The 17,063-nt window shown below is 35.9% G+C and carries 13 protein-coding genes; 5 read left to right on the forward strand and 8 right to left on the reverse strand.

Features of this window, described 5'->3' with window-relative positions; genetic code table 11:
• The first annotated feature begins 99 nt into the window (after positions 1-99).
• The gene (locus AC3B7A_RS03095; protein ID WP_489756269.1) at positions 100-1,203 is read left to right on the forward strand and encodes an SLC13 family permease; all 1,104 of its coding nucleotides are present in this window, start codon (positions 100-102) and stop codon (positions 1,201-1,203) included.
• A gap of 121 nt (positions 1,204-1,324) precedes the next feature.
• On the opposite strand, the gene AC3B7A_RS03100 is transcribed toward AC3B7A_RS03095, so the two are convergent.
• The 4 genes from AC3B7A_RS03100 to AC3B7A_RS03115 form a co-directional block, all read right to left on the reverse strand.
• The gene (locus tag AC3B7A_RS03100; protein WP_489756270.1) at positions 1,325-1,747 is read right to left on the reverse strand and encodes a DUF3284 domain-containing protein; all 423 of its coding nucleotides are present in this window, start codon (positions 1,745-1,747) and stop codon (positions 1,325-1,327) included.
• Between the two features lie 231 nt (positions 1,748-1,978).
• Complete coding sequence (locus tag AC3B7A_RS03105) at positions 1,979-2,161, reverse strand: hypothetical protein (RefSeq protein WP_489756271.1); 183 nt, start codon at positions 2,159-2,161, stop codon at positions 1,979-1,981.
• A complete protein-coding gene (locus AC3B7A_RS03110) occupies positions 2,161-3,522 on the reverse strand; it encodes a PTS sugar transporter subunit IIC (RefSeq protein ID WP_489756272.1) in 1,362 nt (453 codons plus the stop codon). Before AC3B7A_RS03110 ends, AC3B7A_RS03105 begins: the two co-directional genes overlap by 1 nt.
• Before the next feature lie 71 nt (positions 3,523-3,593).
• Positions 3,594-4,418, reverse strand: a complete 825-nt coding sequence (locus AC3B7A_RS03115; protein WP_489756273.1) for an RluA family pseudouridine synthase — start codon at positions 4,416-4,418, stop codon at positions 3,594-3,596.
• Positions 4,419-4,553: 135 nt separating this feature from the next.
• Between AC3B7A_RS03115 and AC3B7A_RS03120 the strand changes: the two genes are divergently transcribed.
• Both AC3B7A_RS03120 and AC3B7A_RS03125 read left to right on the forward strand, forming a co-directional pair.
• Entirely contained in the window at positions 4,554-5,024 is a 471-nt protein-coding gene (locus tag AC3B7A_RS03120) for a nucleoside 2-deoxyribosyltransferase (RefSeq protein WP_489756274.1), read from the forward strand.
• 81 nt (positions 5,025-5,105) lie between these two features.
• The gene (locus AC3B7A_RS03125) at positions 5,106-5,960 is read left to right on the forward strand and encodes an aldo/keto reductase (RefSeq protein WP_489756275.1); all 855 of its coding nucleotides are present in this window, start codon (positions 5,106-5,108) and stop codon (positions 5,958-5,960) included.
• A 156-nt stretch (positions 5,961-6,116) separates the two neighbouring features.
• On the opposite strand, the gene AC3B7A_RS03130 is transcribed toward AC3B7A_RS03125, so the two are convergent.
• Positions 6,117-8,636 (reverse strand): hypothetical protein, encoded by a 2,520-nt coding sequence (locus AC3B7A_RS03130; RefSeq protein ID WP_489756276.1) that lies wholly within the window; start codon positions 8,634-8,636, stop codon positions 6,117-6,119.
• Between the two features lie 504 nt (positions 8,637-9,140).
• On the opposite strand from AC3B7A_RS03130, the gene asnB reads away from it, so the two are divergent.
• Positions 9,141-11,099 (forward strand): asparagine synthase (glutamine-hydrolyzing), encoded by a 1,959-nt coding sequence (gene asnB / locus AC3B7A_RS03135; protein WP_489756277.1) that lies wholly within the window; start codon positions 9,141-9,143, stop codon positions 11,097-11,099.
• A gap of 153 nt (positions 11,100-11,252) precedes the next feature.
• On the opposite strand, the gene AC3B7A_RS03140 is transcribed toward asnB, so the two are convergent.
• The 3 genes from AC3B7A_RS03140 to AC3B7A_RS03150 form a co-directional block, all read right to left on the reverse strand.
• On the reverse strand, positions 11,253-12,644 hold the full coding sequence (locus AC3B7A_RS03140; RefSeq protein WP_489756278.1) for a DHA2 family efflux MFS transporter permease subunit: 1,392 nt from the start codon (positions 12,642-12,644) through the stop codon (positions 11,253-11,255).
• A complete protein-coding gene (locus AC3B7A_RS03145) occupies positions 12,631-13,065 on the reverse strand; it encodes a MarR family winged helix-turn-helix transcriptional regulator (RefSeq protein ID WP_489756279.1) in 435 nt (144 codons plus the stop codon). Before AC3B7A_RS03145 ends, AC3B7A_RS03140 begins: the two co-directional genes overlap by 14 nt.
• A 370-nt stretch (positions 13,066-13,435) precedes the next feature.
• A complete protein-coding gene (locus tag AC3B7A_RS03150; protein WP_489756531.1) occupies positions 13,436-14,752 on the reverse strand; it encodes a cytosine permease in 1,317 nt (438 codons plus the stop codon).
• Positions 14,753-15,255: 503 nt separating this feature from the next.
• Here AC3B7A_RS03150 and AC3B7A_RS03155 point away from each other — a divergent pair.
• Positions 15,256-16,662 (forward strand): basic amino acid/polyamine antiporter, encoded by a 1,407-nt coding sequence (locus tag AC3B7A_RS03155; RefSeq protein ID WP_489756280.1) that lies wholly within the window; start codon positions 15,256-15,258, stop codon positions 16,660-16,662.
• Positions 16,663-17,063: the final 401 nt, after the last annotated feature.

Consider the following 17,063-nt stretch of genomic DNA (forward strand, 5'->3'; position numbering starts at 1 on the left):
ATTTCAAAAAAGATTACTCTTTATTATATCTACCAATTAAAGTAAAATAATTAGTGGTTTTAAGTCACTGATCCAATCCGTAGATAAGAAGGTTTTTAAATGGCCGTTCTCAAAAATATTTTTATGGATAAGATGCTCTGGATTGCAGCATCGGTTGCTGTATTATCCACTATAGTTAGTAAACCACAATTAGCGGACATTAATTTTCATACAATCTTTTCGTTATTATCAATGATGATTCTCGTCCAAATTTTGGAACATATCGGGTTATTACAATTTTTATCAACCCATTTAACTGTTAAAGCTAAAAACTCCCGGCAACTAATGGAAGCATTGGTCTTGCTGGCTTTTTTTGGCGCAATGTTCATTACTAACGATGTTACCATCTTAATTCTCGCACCGTTATTTTTCAAAATTGCTGCTGATGTTCCATTAAGTCGGGCACTAACCATGACTATGATTACCGTTGCTGCTAACTTAGGGAGTTCTTTCACTCCCTTTGGCAACACACATAATTTATTTTTACTATCCCATTTCAACTTAACTGCCGGGCACTTTTTCTTAGTGTCCACCCCACTAATGTTAATTGAATTAATTATTCTGGTAATCGTTTCTTATTTTTTAACGAAACCAGAACCAATGGATATTGAAATTACGCCTTTCGAAATTAAAATTAGTAAACTAATTGCTACGTTGTTTTTAACAGCATTTATTTTCCTTGGCATTTTTAAAGTGTGTCCTGTTTGGTGGACAACAGTTGTCGCTATTATTTTTGCTTTAATTATGAGTCCTAAGACTTTAAAAAACGTTGATTATGCGACCATCCTGGTCTTTATTTGTTTTTTTGTCGCTGTGGGTAACATTAGCCGCTTTCCGATCGTTGCCAAAATCATTAACAACTTAGTTGCTAGTCCCAGTTCAACTTATTGGACTTCACTTGGTTTAAGTCAATGTATTAGTAACGTGCCAACGACTATTTTAGTAGCTAAATTTACCCATCATATTCACGCTTTATTCTTAGGTTCTAATATTGGCGGCTTAGGGACAATTATTGCCTCAATGGCCAATCTTTTATCTTACAAGCAGTATTCATTTTTTACCCATAAAACCGAAGCAACCCATTTTCTAGGTGTTTCGCTCAAAATCAACGCTTTACTGTTAGTAATTTTAGGTTTTATTGGTTGGTTATTAATTCAAATTTAGCAAACAGGTTCAAACAAAAAAGCATGCGACTGGAACAGTAAACTAACGCGCGTCTTCTATTATAAATACCCAAGCGTTAATTCACTTTTTCCAGTTTCATGCTCTTTTTGTTATTCTCAAATTATCGTTGCCGATATTGTTGTTCAATTTGCTGTTTCATTTTTTTAAAGCGTCTTTTTCTTTGCCACCCAATCAAAAACTGCAATAAATTATTATTCGCATCACCAGTCTTGGTTTTTGCCTGAATAATTTCTTGATATTCAAATTTGACATTCTGGGAGTCAATGGGTTCTAAATGATAACTAACTTGATAAGAATTTTTACTCGTTGTTAACTCATAACTATAATCGTGATCAGGTTGATAGTTAATAATTTTAAAATGACCCGTAACTTGATTGTTAAATGTTTTTTCAAATTTGAAATTGTTTAATTGCCGCGGTTTCAGATTCTTCCCTGTTTGTTGTTTAATATCATATAAAACTGAATTAGTTATTTGCTCAAACAAATAACTGGCGGGTACCGCAAAATCAAGTTTCATTCTCATAAAAAATCCCCCCTACTTCAAAAAAGACTGAGAACAAACGTCAGCCACGATTAATAACTACTGTGGAGCAGAATATCGTTGAACTATCGCTCAAATAACAACGCTTATTGATTGTTCCCAGCTATTATGATTGGCTCAGTCTTACTTCTTTTACATAACTGTTTCTTAAACTGATTAAGGTCTACACCAGCATGAAAAATACGGCTAGATCAATTCAGCCTTGACATGCGCTTATTTTTTGCGACTTTTTAACCATAAATAAGTGTTCGCCAAAACTAAAACTATCCCAGCTAAGAGGAACATGTAATAAAAAAATTCTGAATCAAAACGAATCAAGGGACTTAAGACAATAATCAATAAACCACCACTAATCGCAATCAAACTGCGATTAGTTTGCTGAGTCTTCTTCTTCATTATTTCTGATCCTGGGGTTTAATTTTGTTGGCAGCTTTCACAAAAGGTACATAAATGATAAAAGCAATCACCGCATTAACCACCTGTAAAATTGGTGCACGCCAATCTAAAGTGGCAATTAAAGAATTAATAATTGGAGGCATGGACCAGACAATTTGTGATTTGACGGGGGCTACCCAACCGTGAGCTAAAGCAAAATAAGAGGTGCTGACCATGACCACGGGAGCCAATACAAATGGAATAAAGTAAATTGGATCTAAGACAATCGGCAAGCCAAACATTACTGGCTCATTCACATTAAAGAAGCCCGGGCCAATAGCCATTTTAGCAACTGCGCGTTGATCATCACGTTTACTAAAAATCAAAATGGCCACTAATAATAGTAAGGTTGAACCGGCGCCCCCAATCCAAGCGTATAAGTCAAACGAATTACGTGTCCAAAAGTATGGTAAGGCTTTATGTTGAGCAAAGGCATTGATATTGGCAACTTGAGCAGTAAACCAAATTGAGTCCAAAACTGGACCTAAGACGTTCGTTCCGTGTAAACCAAAGAACCAAAAGACTTGCACCAAAATGGTCATTAATAAAACAGCTCCGTAACCTTGAGATAAATGCAAGAGTGGTTCTTGAATGGTTTTAGAAATAATCTCAATTACAGTCACTGAACTAAACTTGACTACTAAGTAAGTTAAAATTCCGGAAACATATAAAGCGGCCGTCGCAGGAATAATGCCAGTAAATGCGGAAGCAATGGCGGGCGGAACAGATTCGGGTAATTTAATCGTAATATTTTTTTTCATTAACCAAATATAAACAGCAATCGCTAAGCCACCCATAATCATCACTGTAAAAAAGCCAGTGGAACCAAAATATGAATTAAAATTAAAATATCCTGGACCACTAATGTTTTTACCATTAACCGTTGCCCCTGCTTGTGTAATTGTTTTAATATCCGCAGTACTTAAGGCCTTTTTTAAAGGTAGGGTAAACGTCTGTGGTAAAGTCATCAAAAAAGTGCCGAGGGTTACGATTCCGCCGGTAATTGACTCCACTTTATATTGCACAGCCATTTGATAACCAAAAGTAAACGCAAAGATTAAACCTAAAATTGCTAACGAGCCCGTCCAAACTTGCGTATTAATCCCAATAATGGGCTCCATTGCTTTGACAAAACTATCTAAATGCATTTGTTGCGGAATATCGCGCACAAAGACGTTCAAAATAGTTGCTACTGCACCAGCCATTGTTGCTGGCATAATTGCAATAAAAGCATCTCTTAAAGCAACCAACCAGCGAATTGAGCCGATCTTAGCAGCAATGGGTACTAAATACTTATTTAGCCATTTGACTAAAGCATCCATAATTTTACCTCCTGGGTCAAAACCTTTTTTCTTCTAGTATACTTGATGAGTTTACTTTCACCAAATTTTTATCAAATTAATTGATTTGATAATTGGAATTCTTGCCATTGTTGTGTCAAAGGATCTTTGAACTTCAAATAGTAAGCTTGTAATGCTTGATGACTAAAACCTTGATTTAAGGGACCACCGTATAATTGATCACCGATTAACGGATGATTAATACTTTGAAAGTGAACTCGAATTTGATGCGTCCGGCCAGTATGCAGTTGAACTTTAACTAATGTTTTGTTTGCAAAACGTTGTAAAACCCAATATTCGGTCACGGCTTTTTGACCAGTCGCTAAAACTTGGCGCGCTATTTGCCCTGGAACCGCCCCAATTGGTTGATCAATAATGTCGTGGTCTTTGGTTAATTGCCCCGCGACTACTGCATAATATAATTTAGTAATCTGTTTTTGAGCTACCAGTTGATTAGCTAAGCTGTTAGCTACCAAATTTTTGGCCACTAACACTAAACCTTGCGTATCAAAATCCAAACGTGTAATTAAATGTGGTACTAAAAATTCAGAATGTTCTTGTTTGAGATAACCTTTAATCCGATTGACTAACGTATCTTGGCGATTGCTGGGTCCTGGAACTGAGCTCAAAGAAACCGGCTTATTAACTACCAAAAAATTTTCATCCTCATAAATAACAGCTAACGGTTGAAAACTCGTTGCTACTTGCGGATCATCAGCTTCTGGTGGTAAGTTGATCTGCACTTGATCGTGTTGCTTGACCAACGCACTTGCCACTTGGGGATGACCATTAATCAAAAAACTGTGCGCTTGATGATTTAGTTTTTGATAAAGCCGATGACTAATTCCTTGTTGCTGTAAAAATTTTTTTAATTTCATGTCAGCTTGTTGATTTGTAAAAGTTATTTGCACGATTTCACCTGGTTTGTAAATAATTTTAGAAAAATACTGGGAATCAATTTCTATTTAGCTTAAAATTATAGCAAAGATAATTATAATAAAGGAGCAAATCTCATGCAAAAACACATTTACCTCGCCGGTGGCTTTTTCACCCCTAAGCAAGTTGATTTATTGGATCGCGTCGAAGCAGCCTTAAAGCAAAACGATTCAATCGGTTATCTCCATAGTCCACGCGACCATCAATATAAAAATGCTAGTGTCGATCATGATCCCGAAGGGATTTTTGGCAGTTATGAATGGGCCAGTGAAACCTATCAAAATGATATTACAGCCATGAATCTAGCCGATATTGCCGTTGTTTCTTGGGATAATAGTGACCCAGATACTGGTACCGCTTGGGAAATGGGTTACATGCTAGCCACTAATAAACCAGTCATTCTCGTTTGTGAAGACGATGTTCAAAAAACAGGTTTAAATTTAATGTTGGTCAAGGGAATTAAAGCCTTTTTAACCAGTGTTGACGAATTAAAAACTTACGATTTCAATTTATTACCAACTAAATTATATGAAGGTGAAATTATTTAAGTTAAAACAAACATCACCCTAAAATCACTAACTCGGTTTATGATAGAGAATGAAAATTCATTTATAGTAAAGGTGATTATTATGATCAAAGTTCCTCAAATAACCTTAAATAATCAAGTCCAAATTCCGCAATTAGGCATGGGCGTCTTTCAAATGAAAGATAAAGCAGCTTTCATGAAAGCTATCAATTGGGCCTTAGACATTGGCTACCGCCATTTTGATACTGCTGCTATTTATGGTAATGAAAAATGGTTAGGTGAAGCTTTAAGCCAATCAGGTCTTGCTCGCTCCGAACTATTCATTACTTCAAAATTGTGGCCAGCAGATTTTACCGATCCTAAAAAAGCTTATCAAGAATCTTGTCAACGCCTGCAGGTTGATTATTTAGATCTTTATCTCATTCACTGGCCAGCACCTGGTTATCAACAAGCTTGGCAACAAATGGAACAACTTTATCAACAACAACAGGTTCGCGCCATTGGCGTTTCTAATTTTTTAGAAAAACATTTCCAGACTATCTTGAAAACTGGAACTGTCAAACCAGTTGTTGATCAAATTGAATTACACCCCTACTTTCAGCGACCAGCTTTAGTGCACTTTTTAAAAGAACACCAAATCGCCGTTGAAGCTTGGGGACCATTAGGTCAAGGGCAAACGGGAGTTTTTGATGAACCGATTTTAAAACAAATCGCCCAAAATCATCAAAAAACGGTAGCCCAAGTTATTTTACGGTGGCATTTACAAAATCAAGATATTATCTTTCCTAAATCAATCCACCAACAACGGCTCCAACAAAATTTTGAATTATTTGATTTTGAATTAACTTCTGATGAAATGAATCAGATCAAAACCTTAGATCACAATCAACCCAATGGAGCACGGGCGGATGATCAAGAATTTTTAGATGACTTACTAAATCAAAAGCCGCAAAACTAAGCTTGTAAGAATCGGAACAAAAATGATATAAATAAAAAACTGAGACAGTAAGTTGAACACGCATGTTATGTTTAAAGGCATTAAATTTCAAGTTTTGAAACTGGAAATTTAATGCCTTTTGTGTTCCATTTTCGTCTCAGCTTTTTTTGCTGTTTATCAAATTGAATTAACCATAGACCAAGTCATGGTTCCACTATAACCACCAGCTGGTATTCCTTTTTGGGTACTTAGTTTCCATTGATTAGCACCAACTAAGGAAGTTAAATTTGTTACGCGATCATAATTACCAGATAAGCCAGCATTAGAACCAGAAGCCGGTGTAATAGTTGTGATTTTAGTATTGCCATTAGAAATGGACGTTGACTTATATGATAAAGAAGACGTTTCACCAACACTAGCTGCTAAATCACTAGTATACGCAACGCAAACGTCAATTCCTGCATCCGTACTATTCTGAAAGAAACTATTAATCTCTAAGTTACCAGTAGTCGATAGATTAGATAATTGTCGACCAGCATTAACTGCTTTACCAAAATCAATAGTAGTTGGTACACTCTTAAAGTAGACCAGATTTTGACGTAAAATCGTTAAAGTATTAGGGTGCGAAGTAATCGATTTTCCTGAACTTAAAGTACCAATCACATCAGCTGTCTGACTTAACGATTTGTAACTACTACTATGTTTATCATCCGGTGATTTGCCCGCAATTCCCGTAATAGTTACCGTAAATTGGTCACCAGCTTTAAAATTAGTTCCATCACGTTTAGTAACGTTAACTTGATAAGGCCAAGGTGAGCCTTCATTTTTTTGATAAGTTGCTTTTAAATCGTTCGTTCCAGACCCATCAATGGCCGCTGCTACATAATCACTCGCTGTTAAACCTGCACTCACACTAGGAGTAAAATGCAGTTCTGAGACATTGTCGGTACTATCAGTGGCAATTTTATAATGTATATGAAAATCAATTTTATCGCCGGGAATGTAATAGTTTAATGGCAAGTCATGAGTTCGATCTAAGGCATCTTGCGTTAAAGTTGCATTAAATGTGTACTGTGATAATGGAATACTAACCTTTGTTCCTGAAAAGTCACTAGTCGGATTTCCATCCAAATTTTGTTCAATGGCTACTCCTTTAGGGGTTGTCGTCAAAGCTTGTCCACTAGCAGTAGCAGAAATAGTTCCCGAAAACGTCAGAGTAGCCGTTTGATTATCTTTCAAGTCTATAGCATCAGTAGGACTCAACATTAAACCACGATTAGCAGTACTGTAAGTAACAGTCTTCGTTAAACCATTAGCATTGGTTAACTTAAAACTGCTAGCATCTACATCTATACCTGCAGGAACTACATCAGCTAAATTAGTTGTCTTGTACTCACTATCTTTACCATCATTTCCTAGACTAACAGTAAAATTAATCTTATCGTTTGGATAATTTTTATTATCCGCTCGAGATTCATTATGCCAAGTTTCTTTGAGCCACGGTTTGGAATAAGAACTGGAATTCATCCCAATATCCACTGAATAACGTTGTGTTTGCCCCACTGATAAAACAGCTTGCGGCCATAATAAAGAATAAGCTGAATCAGGATAATTGTTTCCATTTTTCGGCAACAATTCCGTACCTGCTGAATAATTATAAATTTCCTGACCGGTAGCATCTGCTAAAGATGTCCCTTTAAAAACTGTAGTTTCATAATGTGAAGCACTAATACCAGTAGAATTATAATTAAACCTATCTCCATAAAATCCTGCTACCCAACGCGTTGGTCCATTTGTAACATCAGTATTAACATTTAACCGATGTTGAGGTGATTCAAAATAGATACCACGATTATTTCCTAAAGCATAAATTGGAACGTGATCTGGGTCATAGTAATCTGGGTCATTGATATTACCAATAGTATTATTTTCTAATTGCGTATCCTCATGTTCACCGATAAAATAATTTTGTGGCATATTAGAAATGTTTTTCACATATAATTCTTGAGCAACTCCCCCACTAGAATATGGAGACCGTCGTAAAACTTCTTCAAATTCTAACGAATCACCGTCACAATAATCCATGACCTTAACTGCTTGAACCGTACCACTGCTATCTTTAGACACAAAATAAGTCGGTTGGTCATCATGCTCAAGTAATGATGAAGCTGTAGACAAATTAGAAAAAATAGTGTAATCATAACTAGTCCCAGGTCCAATAGACTTCCCATAAAAAAAAGCTTGAATATTATTTGGTGTACCGTCAGCCTTGATACCATCTTGAAGAAAAATATTAGATTTTCTATAATGTGGTTCTTGTCCAGAAAAACTAGTTGCCGACCAGCTGCCGAAAGTAAACCCCATTTTAACTACTTTACCTTGAACAGTTATAGGATTAGTATAACCAATCTCCATATTGTCTTGCGATGATGACCACGTTAAACCATCATTAATATCAGCTGCTTGTGGTGGATTCAAGTCAAAATTACTAACTGTCAAAACTGGCGCTTTTAATAGTTGGTCATCGGGTAAATTAATCCCTCCAACTTGCTTCATAAGAACAACTGATTGATTAAGTTTGGTTGCTGCCATAATCGCTTGATATTGAAAACTATTGGCTAAAATAATACTAATAATTAAAGAAACGAATGTTAAAGTCACGCCGAGAAAATTTTTCAAATTAAAATTTCTGCCCATTGCTTCATCATCTCTCTGCTTTTAAATATGTACAGCCGGCTTTTATTAAAATACAATTAGATTGTATAATTGGCGATACCACTTGTCAATTGGTTTTTAAAGCAAAATATCATTAAAAAATTAGTGAAAAAGCTATAAATTTTTTAATATTGTTAAATTATAAAGCTCGTTTTCAAAATAGCAATAATTTTAATCAAATTATCATCATAAAAGTGCGTGTTTTTTTAACAATGAAGCATAAATAATAATAAAAAAAACGAACCTGGTAAGCTGAAAATGTCAAGTATGGGGGTGGGGACAATAAGATTAAGGTCCGTATTTTATCGAAAATTAAAAAATTGAGCAATGATGTATCGTCTAAAATCATCTTTTTAGAGTACTACGCTATTTTTCTTTGCCCACCTTTAAAAGCCTAACTAAACAACTTCAAATTAATTTGAACAAATTGACACTTACCACGTCTTTAATTAAACTGGTGATATCAGTATATAGGAGGAAAATTTCATGTGCGGCATTATTGCTTTTAGCGATCCAACTGTTGACGATAAAGTTTCAACAATTCAGTCAATGATGAAAATGATCGAACACCGCGGACCTAATATCAAAGGTAGTGGCTTTTATACGAACGATCAGGTAGCACTAGGTTTTCGGCGCCTTAGTATTATTGACTTAAAAGGCGGCAAACAACCAATCTATAATGAAGATAATTCAATTTTAATTACTTTTAATGGCGAAATTTATAATTACCAAAGTTTGCGTGAGGAATTAATCGCGGCTGGTCATACTTTCACGACCCAAACAGATACCGAAGTTTTACTGCATGGGTATGAACAATGGGGCATGGCTGGTACTTTAGAACGTGTCCGCGGAATGTTTGCTTATTTAATTTGGGATGAAAACAAAAAAACACTTTATGGTGCCCGCGACTTTTTTGGTATTAAACCATTATATTATTATCAAAATGATGAAACTTTTATTGTTGGTTCTGAAATCAAAGCTTTTTTAAAGCATCCGAATTTTAAAAAGGAATTAAATCAAGAAGCCATTAAGCCCTTTTTAATGAATCAATATAATGATTTAAAAGAAACTTTCTTTAAGAATGTTTACCGTTTTCCGGCTGGTCATTGGTTTGAATTGCATGATCAAGACTTACAAATTCATGAATATTGGGATGCTAAATATAATGTAGATTATCAACGTTCCGCTCAAGATACCGTGGCACAAATTGACCAAACGGTTAAAGATTCTGTCAAAATGCACAATATTGCCGATGTGCCTGTTGGCAGTTTCTTATCTGAAGGTGTGGACTCTAGTTATGTCACTTCCATTCTTCACCCCCAAGAAGTTTTCAGTGTCAATTTCGACAATGGTCCTTACGATGAAGCTAGTGTTGCTAAACAGTTAGCTGATGAAGAAGGATTACACTTTAACCAAGTTACCGTTAATGGCGACGAAGCTTTTAGTGACTTTGCCGAAATGCAGTATCATTTGGATGAACCCGACAGTAATCCATCGGTCATTCCGCTGTGGTACTTATGTCGCTTAGCGCGTAAAAAAGTAACAGTGGCACTTTCTGGTGAAGGTGCGGACGAATTATTTGCTGGTTATGTTAATTACGGCATGCATTCCCATAATATGGTAATTAAAGTTTTTGCTAGTGGTTTGCATAAATTACCCAAAGGCATGCGTTACCACTTGGCCAAAGGCATCAAACATGTGCCTAATTTTCCAGGAAAAGTACATTTATACTGTCAAACGGCCCAACCATCCGATTATTATGTTGGCGAATCGTTAATTTTTGATTTAAAACAACCAACTATTTTTACTGCTCAACAAGCTAATAACATTTTACAAAAACCGTATCAAAATGATTTAACAGTTAACGGCATTTATCAAGAAGATTTTGCTAAAGTTAAAGATGCTGAAGAAGTTAAGCAAATGCAATATATTGATTTACATCACTTCATGTTAAATGATATTTTACAAAAAGCGGACAAAATTTCGATGGCTCATTCTTTAGAATTACGGGTTCCTTTCTTAGATAAAGAAGTGGCCGAATTAGCTAACTCCATTCCTTCCAAAATGTTGATTAATCGCCATGATACTAAATATATCTTCCGAAAAGCTGCTAACCGCCATCTACCAGAAGACTGGGCTAAACGACCAAAATTAGGTTTTCCAGTTCCCGTTAAGACTTGGCTACGCGAAGCTAAATATTATGACAAAGTTAAAGAGTTATTTAGTCAAGATTGGGTCAGCGAATTCTTTAATCAAGACAAAATTTTACAACTATTAAAAGATAATTATGATGAAAAAATTGACGCGCGCCGTCAAATTTGGAACATTTATACTTTCTTAACTTGGTATCAACTTTACTTCATTGATTTTGATGGCACAGTTAAAAAGTACGCTCATATGCAACCTGACGTTCAAGCTTTTATGGATAGTGGAACCCTAGTCTAAAAAAGCTGTGCATTAATCTGGCTTCAAAAATTTAATTAAAAAAAGCTTGTTATAAGAAAAACCACCAGTTTATGATGTGAACCCAAAAACTTAGTACCACTTTGGGGAGCACACCAGTTAATTGGTGGTTTTTTAATGATTTTCAGTCTTTAATTAATTACGCTTTCGCGGTAAAAATTTCCATAAAATTACTAAGACCAATACTGCTAAAATTAATAATAAACCAAAGGCTCGTTGGGTGCCTTTAATTGTGGTCTGAGCTAAACTGACAGTTTTTTGTAATTGACTCTGTGCTACAATCGCTGCAACTAATGAAGTTCCTACTGCTCCCGCTAGTTGTTGCAAAGTATTTAACCAAGCATTGCCATCAGCCTGTTTCGGCTCACTTAATTGTTGCAATGCACTAGTCATGATATTGCCATAAGCAATTCCTACTCCACCCATGTAGAGTACATATAAGATAATAATTAAACTGGCACTCAGATATGGCGTCAAGATTGTAAAGATTAATAAACCGATAATCGCCAAAGTAACCCCACTCAAAATTGGTTTTCGGGCGCCCAAATGGTCTAATAATTGGCCACCAAATGGTGCTAAGATCGCTCCTAAAGCTGCCCCGGGTAAAACTAATAATCCAGCTATTGTCGTGCTTTGATGATTAACCAATTGAATATAATTTGGCAACAAGAAGGAGGTTCCTAAACTAATTACTTGAAAGCAAAAAAAGCTAACCAAGTGGGCACTAAAAGCGGAATGTTTAAATAAACTTAAATTTAATACAGGCGTGGTGGCATGTTGATAACTAATTACAAATAAAATTAAACCAATAATCCCCAACAACCAAGCACCACTTACTGACCAACTAACTAATTTTTGGGTGCCAAAATTACTGAAGCCAAAGATCAAGCCCACGAAGAAAATGATTAAACTAAAAATTCCGAACCAATCAAATTTAGTTTTAACGATTGGATTAACTTGTTGAATACAAAATAAGCCTAAGCCTAAAGAAAACAATAAAATTGGCAATAATAAAATAAAAATCATGCGCCAACCCAAAAGATTGACCACCACGCCACCAAAAGTTGGTCCCACAGCTGGGGCAACCGCTGTAATCAATGAACCAATGCCCATCATAAAACCAATTTTAGTGGGTGGAACTTCTTCTAAAATAATATTAAACATTAAGGGAAGTGCAATACCCGTGCCGAAACCTTGAATCATCCGCCCCAATAATAAAATTGGAAAAATTGGGGCTAGTGCATCCATTACTAAACCTAAAATAAACAAAAAATTAGCTGTTACAAATAAGTACTTAGTTTTAAAATTTCGTTTTAATAAAGCAGATAAAGGTACGATGATCGCAACCACTAATAAATAAATTGTTGTCATCCATTGGACAGTGGCCGTAGAAATTTTAAATTCTCGCATTAAAGTTGGAAAAGTAATATTCATCGCTGTTTCTACAACCACACCACAAAATGACATTAAACCAGCCGCCACAATCGCACCAATAATTCTAGGATTAATCGTTTTATTCTGCGCCATTTGAATTTGTTTCTCCTTGTTGATAATAGTTTAAAATTTTTTCAAAGTTTTGCACTTCGGTAGCAGAAAACTGTTGCTGTAACTGCTGCTGTTGTTGATCCATATAATTACGAATCAGTTGGACAATTTTTCGACTCTGTGCAGTTAAAAAAACCGCTCGTTGGCGGCCATCTGTTTGACTCGACTGCCTGATTACCAACTGCTTTTTTTCCATACGTTGTAAAATGACCGTCGCAGTTGAGCGGCGAATATTAAACTCGTGTTCTAAGTCCCGCTGCAAAACTTCTTCGTTATCATGATTACCCAAATAATCAATAAATGACATTTGCATACTAGTTAGTTGATAGTTTTTAGCAAAGCGATCAAAATCATTGGTCATTTGTCGGGCAGCTTTCTGGAGTAAGCGTCCAGTATTATGCATCAAATTTCCTCCTCATCAAAAACGTTAGCTAACTAACCTTTTCAAAGAAGATAGTTTACACTTAATTACTGAATTGTCAAATTTTTTAGGATTAAAAGTATGTAAAAGGCTAGGATAACCAGTGCGGGACAATAAGAATAATGCTCGTATTCTAACACAAACTAAACGACCATTAATTAACTGTTACATTCTAAAAGTCACTATTTCGTGCCCAACAGAATGAAATTTTTAAATTCAAATTCGGACTTTACAATTTCATTTTGTTAGTAAATGACTTTTATCCCCGAATCGATTATCCTAACCGAAAAACACAGTAATATTCAACTCTTGCATCTCTTAGAGCAAGTGATTAATTTAACTTCTACACAGCTTAATTAATTTTTTTTGAACTGACCTTTTTTCGCATCACCAACCAATAAAGTACTGCACTGACAAGCATGGCGATAAAGGTGGCGCCAAAACTTTGATTAATGATTGTCAATCGACGCAAGATAAAGTACAAAGCCACCCCGATGATCCAAGTACCAAATGCCACCAAGTTAACTCCATGATAATACCAATATTGTCCATTGGTTTGGTCAAAATCGTCAATTTGATATTGATGATGATTAATCACGAAATAATCAATTAAAAAGATGGCGATTTCTGGTCCTAAAAACATTCCGACACCATCTAAGAATAATTCAAAGGTCTCCAAAAAGGTGGCAATATATGCCGGAATAAATGTTACTAACGTGGCAATTAAAGTAACAATCCACAATGCGGTTTTTAATTTTAATCGGGAAAAAATGTTAGTTACCGCCGAACCAGCCGCCATTAAATTCACTGCATTAGCCGTCGTACTAGTTAACATAATTACAATTAAAGCCAATGCCCCTAAACCTAATTTAGTAGCGATGGTACTAGGATCAGAATTATTGGGATCAAATTTATCAATGCTAATCGCCGTGGCGATTGTGGCAATAATCCCCATCAAGGCAAACCAAATCAAGCCTAGATTAGCACCCAAAAAAGATAACCAGGTAGCGCCAGATTTTTTCTTAGCAAACCGGCTAAAATCCGCCGCCGCAGTCACCCAAGCCAAGTTAAAGGCGGCAATCGTATCAATTGCCACACCATTAGCTAAGTGCAATTTAGTTGGTGGTTGCCAAGCAATAATTTGTTTTAAGGGCACCATTTGTAAAACAATTACCGATTCCCAAACCACAAAAATTGTTACTAAAATAATGCCAATGCGCTCAATCCACTTGACTGATTTTTCCCCTAAAGAAATGCTGCCTAAATGTAACATTGACATAATAATAATGCCCGCAAATAAGCCCCAGCGATCCAGAGTTTGATTGTTAGCGGACCAGCCAAAAATCTCTCGTAAGATATAACTTACAGACACAGCAGCAATATATGTATTAACCGCTGCCCAACCAATGAATTGTACAATATTAATTAATGACGGCAAAATTGAACCTTTAACGCCAAAAGAACCTCGCATCAAGGTCATCGTATTCAAACGACTTTCATAGCCAGCTAAGGAAACTAGGGCTAATAAAATATAAGAAATTATTCCTACTGCAATCAATAACGTTGATGAAGTTAAAAAGCCACAAGCGGCAATCACCCCACCAACATACCAAGTTCCATTATTTGCGTTAGCGCCAATCCAAGTGGCAAACATATCCCAGTTAGACATATTTAATTCTGAATCCTTAATGCTATTACTTTGTTTAAATCCCAATGCCAACACTCCTTTGAATTTTAGCTACACAAAAAAGCCCGCAGTTTTGACCTCCGAGCAACAATTAACCCTTCTTAATCTCACTGAATTAAGTTAAAAGGACTAAACTTATGAACTACACTACTGATTTTCATGATAAAAGTCAATGAATTTTCTAAAAAATTGCCCGTTAACTATTAAAGTTTGCTATGATATATAGGCTGTGATAAAAAAGGTTAGTTTTTTTGACATTGTGTTACTTAGGTAAAAATTTAAACTGTGAAACTGCAGCTAAAAAACAACCGAAGCAATAAGATTTATTGCATTCCCCAGGTCAAGCATTTATGATTAATGAAATTCAATTTTTCAAGTCCAGTTAAAACTTTAAATTTTAATTTGCTCAGCGCTTAATTGCTCAATAACTTTTATCTCAGCCGCTTAAATTCTAGTGAACATGAGCTTTATTTTAGGAGAACTATATGGAAACACAATCCAAAAAAATCAATGGTTTTACACTCACAACCCTAGTCGTTACTACTGCCATTGGTTCGGGAATTTTTGCCTTAAGTAGTGATTTAGCCAAAGCGGCAGCTCCTGGTCCCGCTTTAATCGCTTGGCTGTTGATCAGCTGGGGCATTTTAATGTTAGCAATGACATTTAATAATTTACTGCATAAACGTCCCGACTTACAGGGAATTTTTAGCTATGGTCAAGCCGGCTTTGGCAATTTTGTCGGCTTTATTAGTGGCTGGGGCTACTGGATGTCCGGATGGCTAGGCAATGTTGCTTTTTCGACAGTTTTTATGAGTACTTTAGGTTATTTTTTCCCCATTTTTAAAAGTGCTAATGGTTGGCCGGCTATTTTAGCTGCTAGCTTTTGTTCTTGGATGTTAACTTGGTTAGTTAATCAAGGTGTGGAAAATGCAGCTTTTATTAATTCATTAATTACTTTATGTAAATTGATTCCGATTTTGACATTTATTATTGGCTGTCTTCTGGTTTTCCACAGTCAAATGCTGACCCAACATTTCTGGGGCAATATTCATAATAATTTTGTAGCTGGAGCTGTCAGCAAACAAATTAAAAATTGTTTTATGATTATGATGTGGCTATTCGTAGGTATCGAAGGTGCCACAGTCTTATCGGCTAGAGCTAAGAGTAACAAAACCGCTGGCAAAGCGACGATCATCGGGGTTAGTTGCCTCTTATTAATTTATATTTTAGCTTCCATCTTGCCCTACGGCTATTTCACACAGGCGCAATTGCGCCAAGCCCCCCAACCAGTGATGGCCTACCTTTTTGAAAAAATGGTCGGGCCTTGGGGGGGAACTTTTATTAGCATTGGCTTATTAATTTCCATCTTTGGTGCTTGGATTTCGTGGACCATGCTTCCAGCTGAAACTTTAAGTGCCATGGCTGAGGAACATTTATTACCACAAAAAATAGGTCAAAAAAATCAACATCAAGCCCCCACCCTGGCCTTGATCATTACCGGCGCCATGGTTCAGTTATTTTTGTTGACTTTATTATTTACCAATCAAGCTTATGAAGTAGCTTACAGTCTAAGCACAGCGGCTGTGATCGTTTGTTACATTATTGTTGCTGCTTTTGAAATCAAGCTGGCTTGGCAACAAAAAGACTGGGTAGCACTGGTCCTAGGTTTAGGCACGATTAGTTTTGAAATCGTCGGTATTACTTTTTCTGGGTTAAAATATCTGTTAGTCTGTACAATTATTTATTTACCCGGAATTTATTTATATCATCATGTTCATACCCACGAATTAAACCGTTCGTTATCACTGCAAGAACGTCTAGGTGCTACTAGTTTGATGATTGTTGGCATTTTTGCTTTGATTTTGGTTGGTTGTCAAAAATTAATTCTATAACTTTCACATCATAAAAAGGCACATATTTGCCTGCACCTTAACCGTTTTGTTTGATTTTCCAGTAGATTACATTTAATCACTGAAATTTGTAGTCAATTAGCCACTAATGCTAAAGAAGAAGCCGTATTAAATGAGCAAATGTTGCCCCAAATGTTAGTTGGTAGCTTTACTTCAGTATTTGTGGCAGCTGTCATTATTGATTCCATTTTCTTAAAACTATTGTAATTTCTAATAAGCATAATTTCTCACTACTAGTTTAAGGTATCAAGTCTTTAAAATACTGCAAATCTTCAGCTAAACTTTTCCAATCTGTACATTTTGGCTTGATCAGGCTCAGATATTAAGCGTCTTGTTTATAGATTAGAAAAAACTCTTTCGATCACAGTTTTGGTTGGTAGTCA

It is taken from the genome of Bombilactobacillus sp. ESL1202, assembly GCF_058107125.1.

Bases quoted from the DNA above. Each gene is read 5' to 3' on its own strand.
- AC3B7A_RS03095 (WP_489756269.1), top strand. From the start codon at position 100: ATGGCCGTTCTCAAAAATATTTTTATGGATAAGATGCTCTGGATTGCA.
- AC3B7A_RS03100 (WP_489756270.1), bottom strand. From the start codon at position 1,747: ATGAGAATGAAACTTGATTTTGCGGTACCCGCCAGTTATTTGTTTGAG.
- AC3B7A_RS03105 (WP_489756271.1), bottom strand. From the start codon at position 2,161: ATGAAGAAGAAGACTCAGCAAACTAATCGCAGTTTGATTGCGATTAGT.
- AC3B7A_RS03110 (WP_489756272.1), bottom strand. From the start codon at position 3,522: ATGGATGCTTTAGTCAAATGGCTAAATAAGTATTTAGTACCCATTGCT.
- AC3B7A_RS03115 (WP_489756273.1), bottom strand. From the start codon at position 4,418: ATGAAATTAAAAAAATTTTTACAGCAACAAGGAATTAGTCATCGGCTT.
- AC3B7A_RS03120 (WP_489756274.1), top strand. From the start codon at position 4,554: ATGCAAAAACACATTTACCTCGCCGGTGGCTTTTTCACCCCTAAGCAA.
- AC3B7A_RS03125 (WP_489756275.1), top strand. From the start codon at position 5,106: ATGATCAAAGTTCCTCAAATAACCTTAAATAATCAAGTCCAAATTCCG.
- AC3B7A_RS03130 (WP_489756276.1), bottom strand. From the start codon at position 8,636: ATGGGCAGAAATTTTAATTTGAAAAATTTTCTCGGCGTGACTTTAACA.
- asnB (WP_489756277.1), top strand. From the start codon at position 9,141: ATGTGCGGCATTATTGCTTTTAGCGATCCAACTGTTGACGATAAAGTT.
- AC3B7A_RS03140 (WP_489756278.1), bottom strand. From the start codon at position 12,644: ATGGCGCAGAATAAAACGATTAATCCTAGAATTATTGGTGCGATTGTG.
- AC3B7A_RS03145 (WP_489756279.1), bottom strand. From the start codon at position 13,065: ATGCATAATACTGGACGCTTACTCCAGAAAGCTGCCCGACAAATGACC.
- AC3B7A_RS03150 (WP_489756531.1), bottom strand. From the start codon at position 14,752: ATGTCTAACTGGGATATGTTTGCCACTTGGATTGGCGCTAACGCAAAT.
- AC3B7A_RS03155 (WP_489756280.1), top strand. From the start codon at position 15,256: ATGGAAACACAATCCAAAAAAATCAATGGTTTTACACTCACAACCCTA.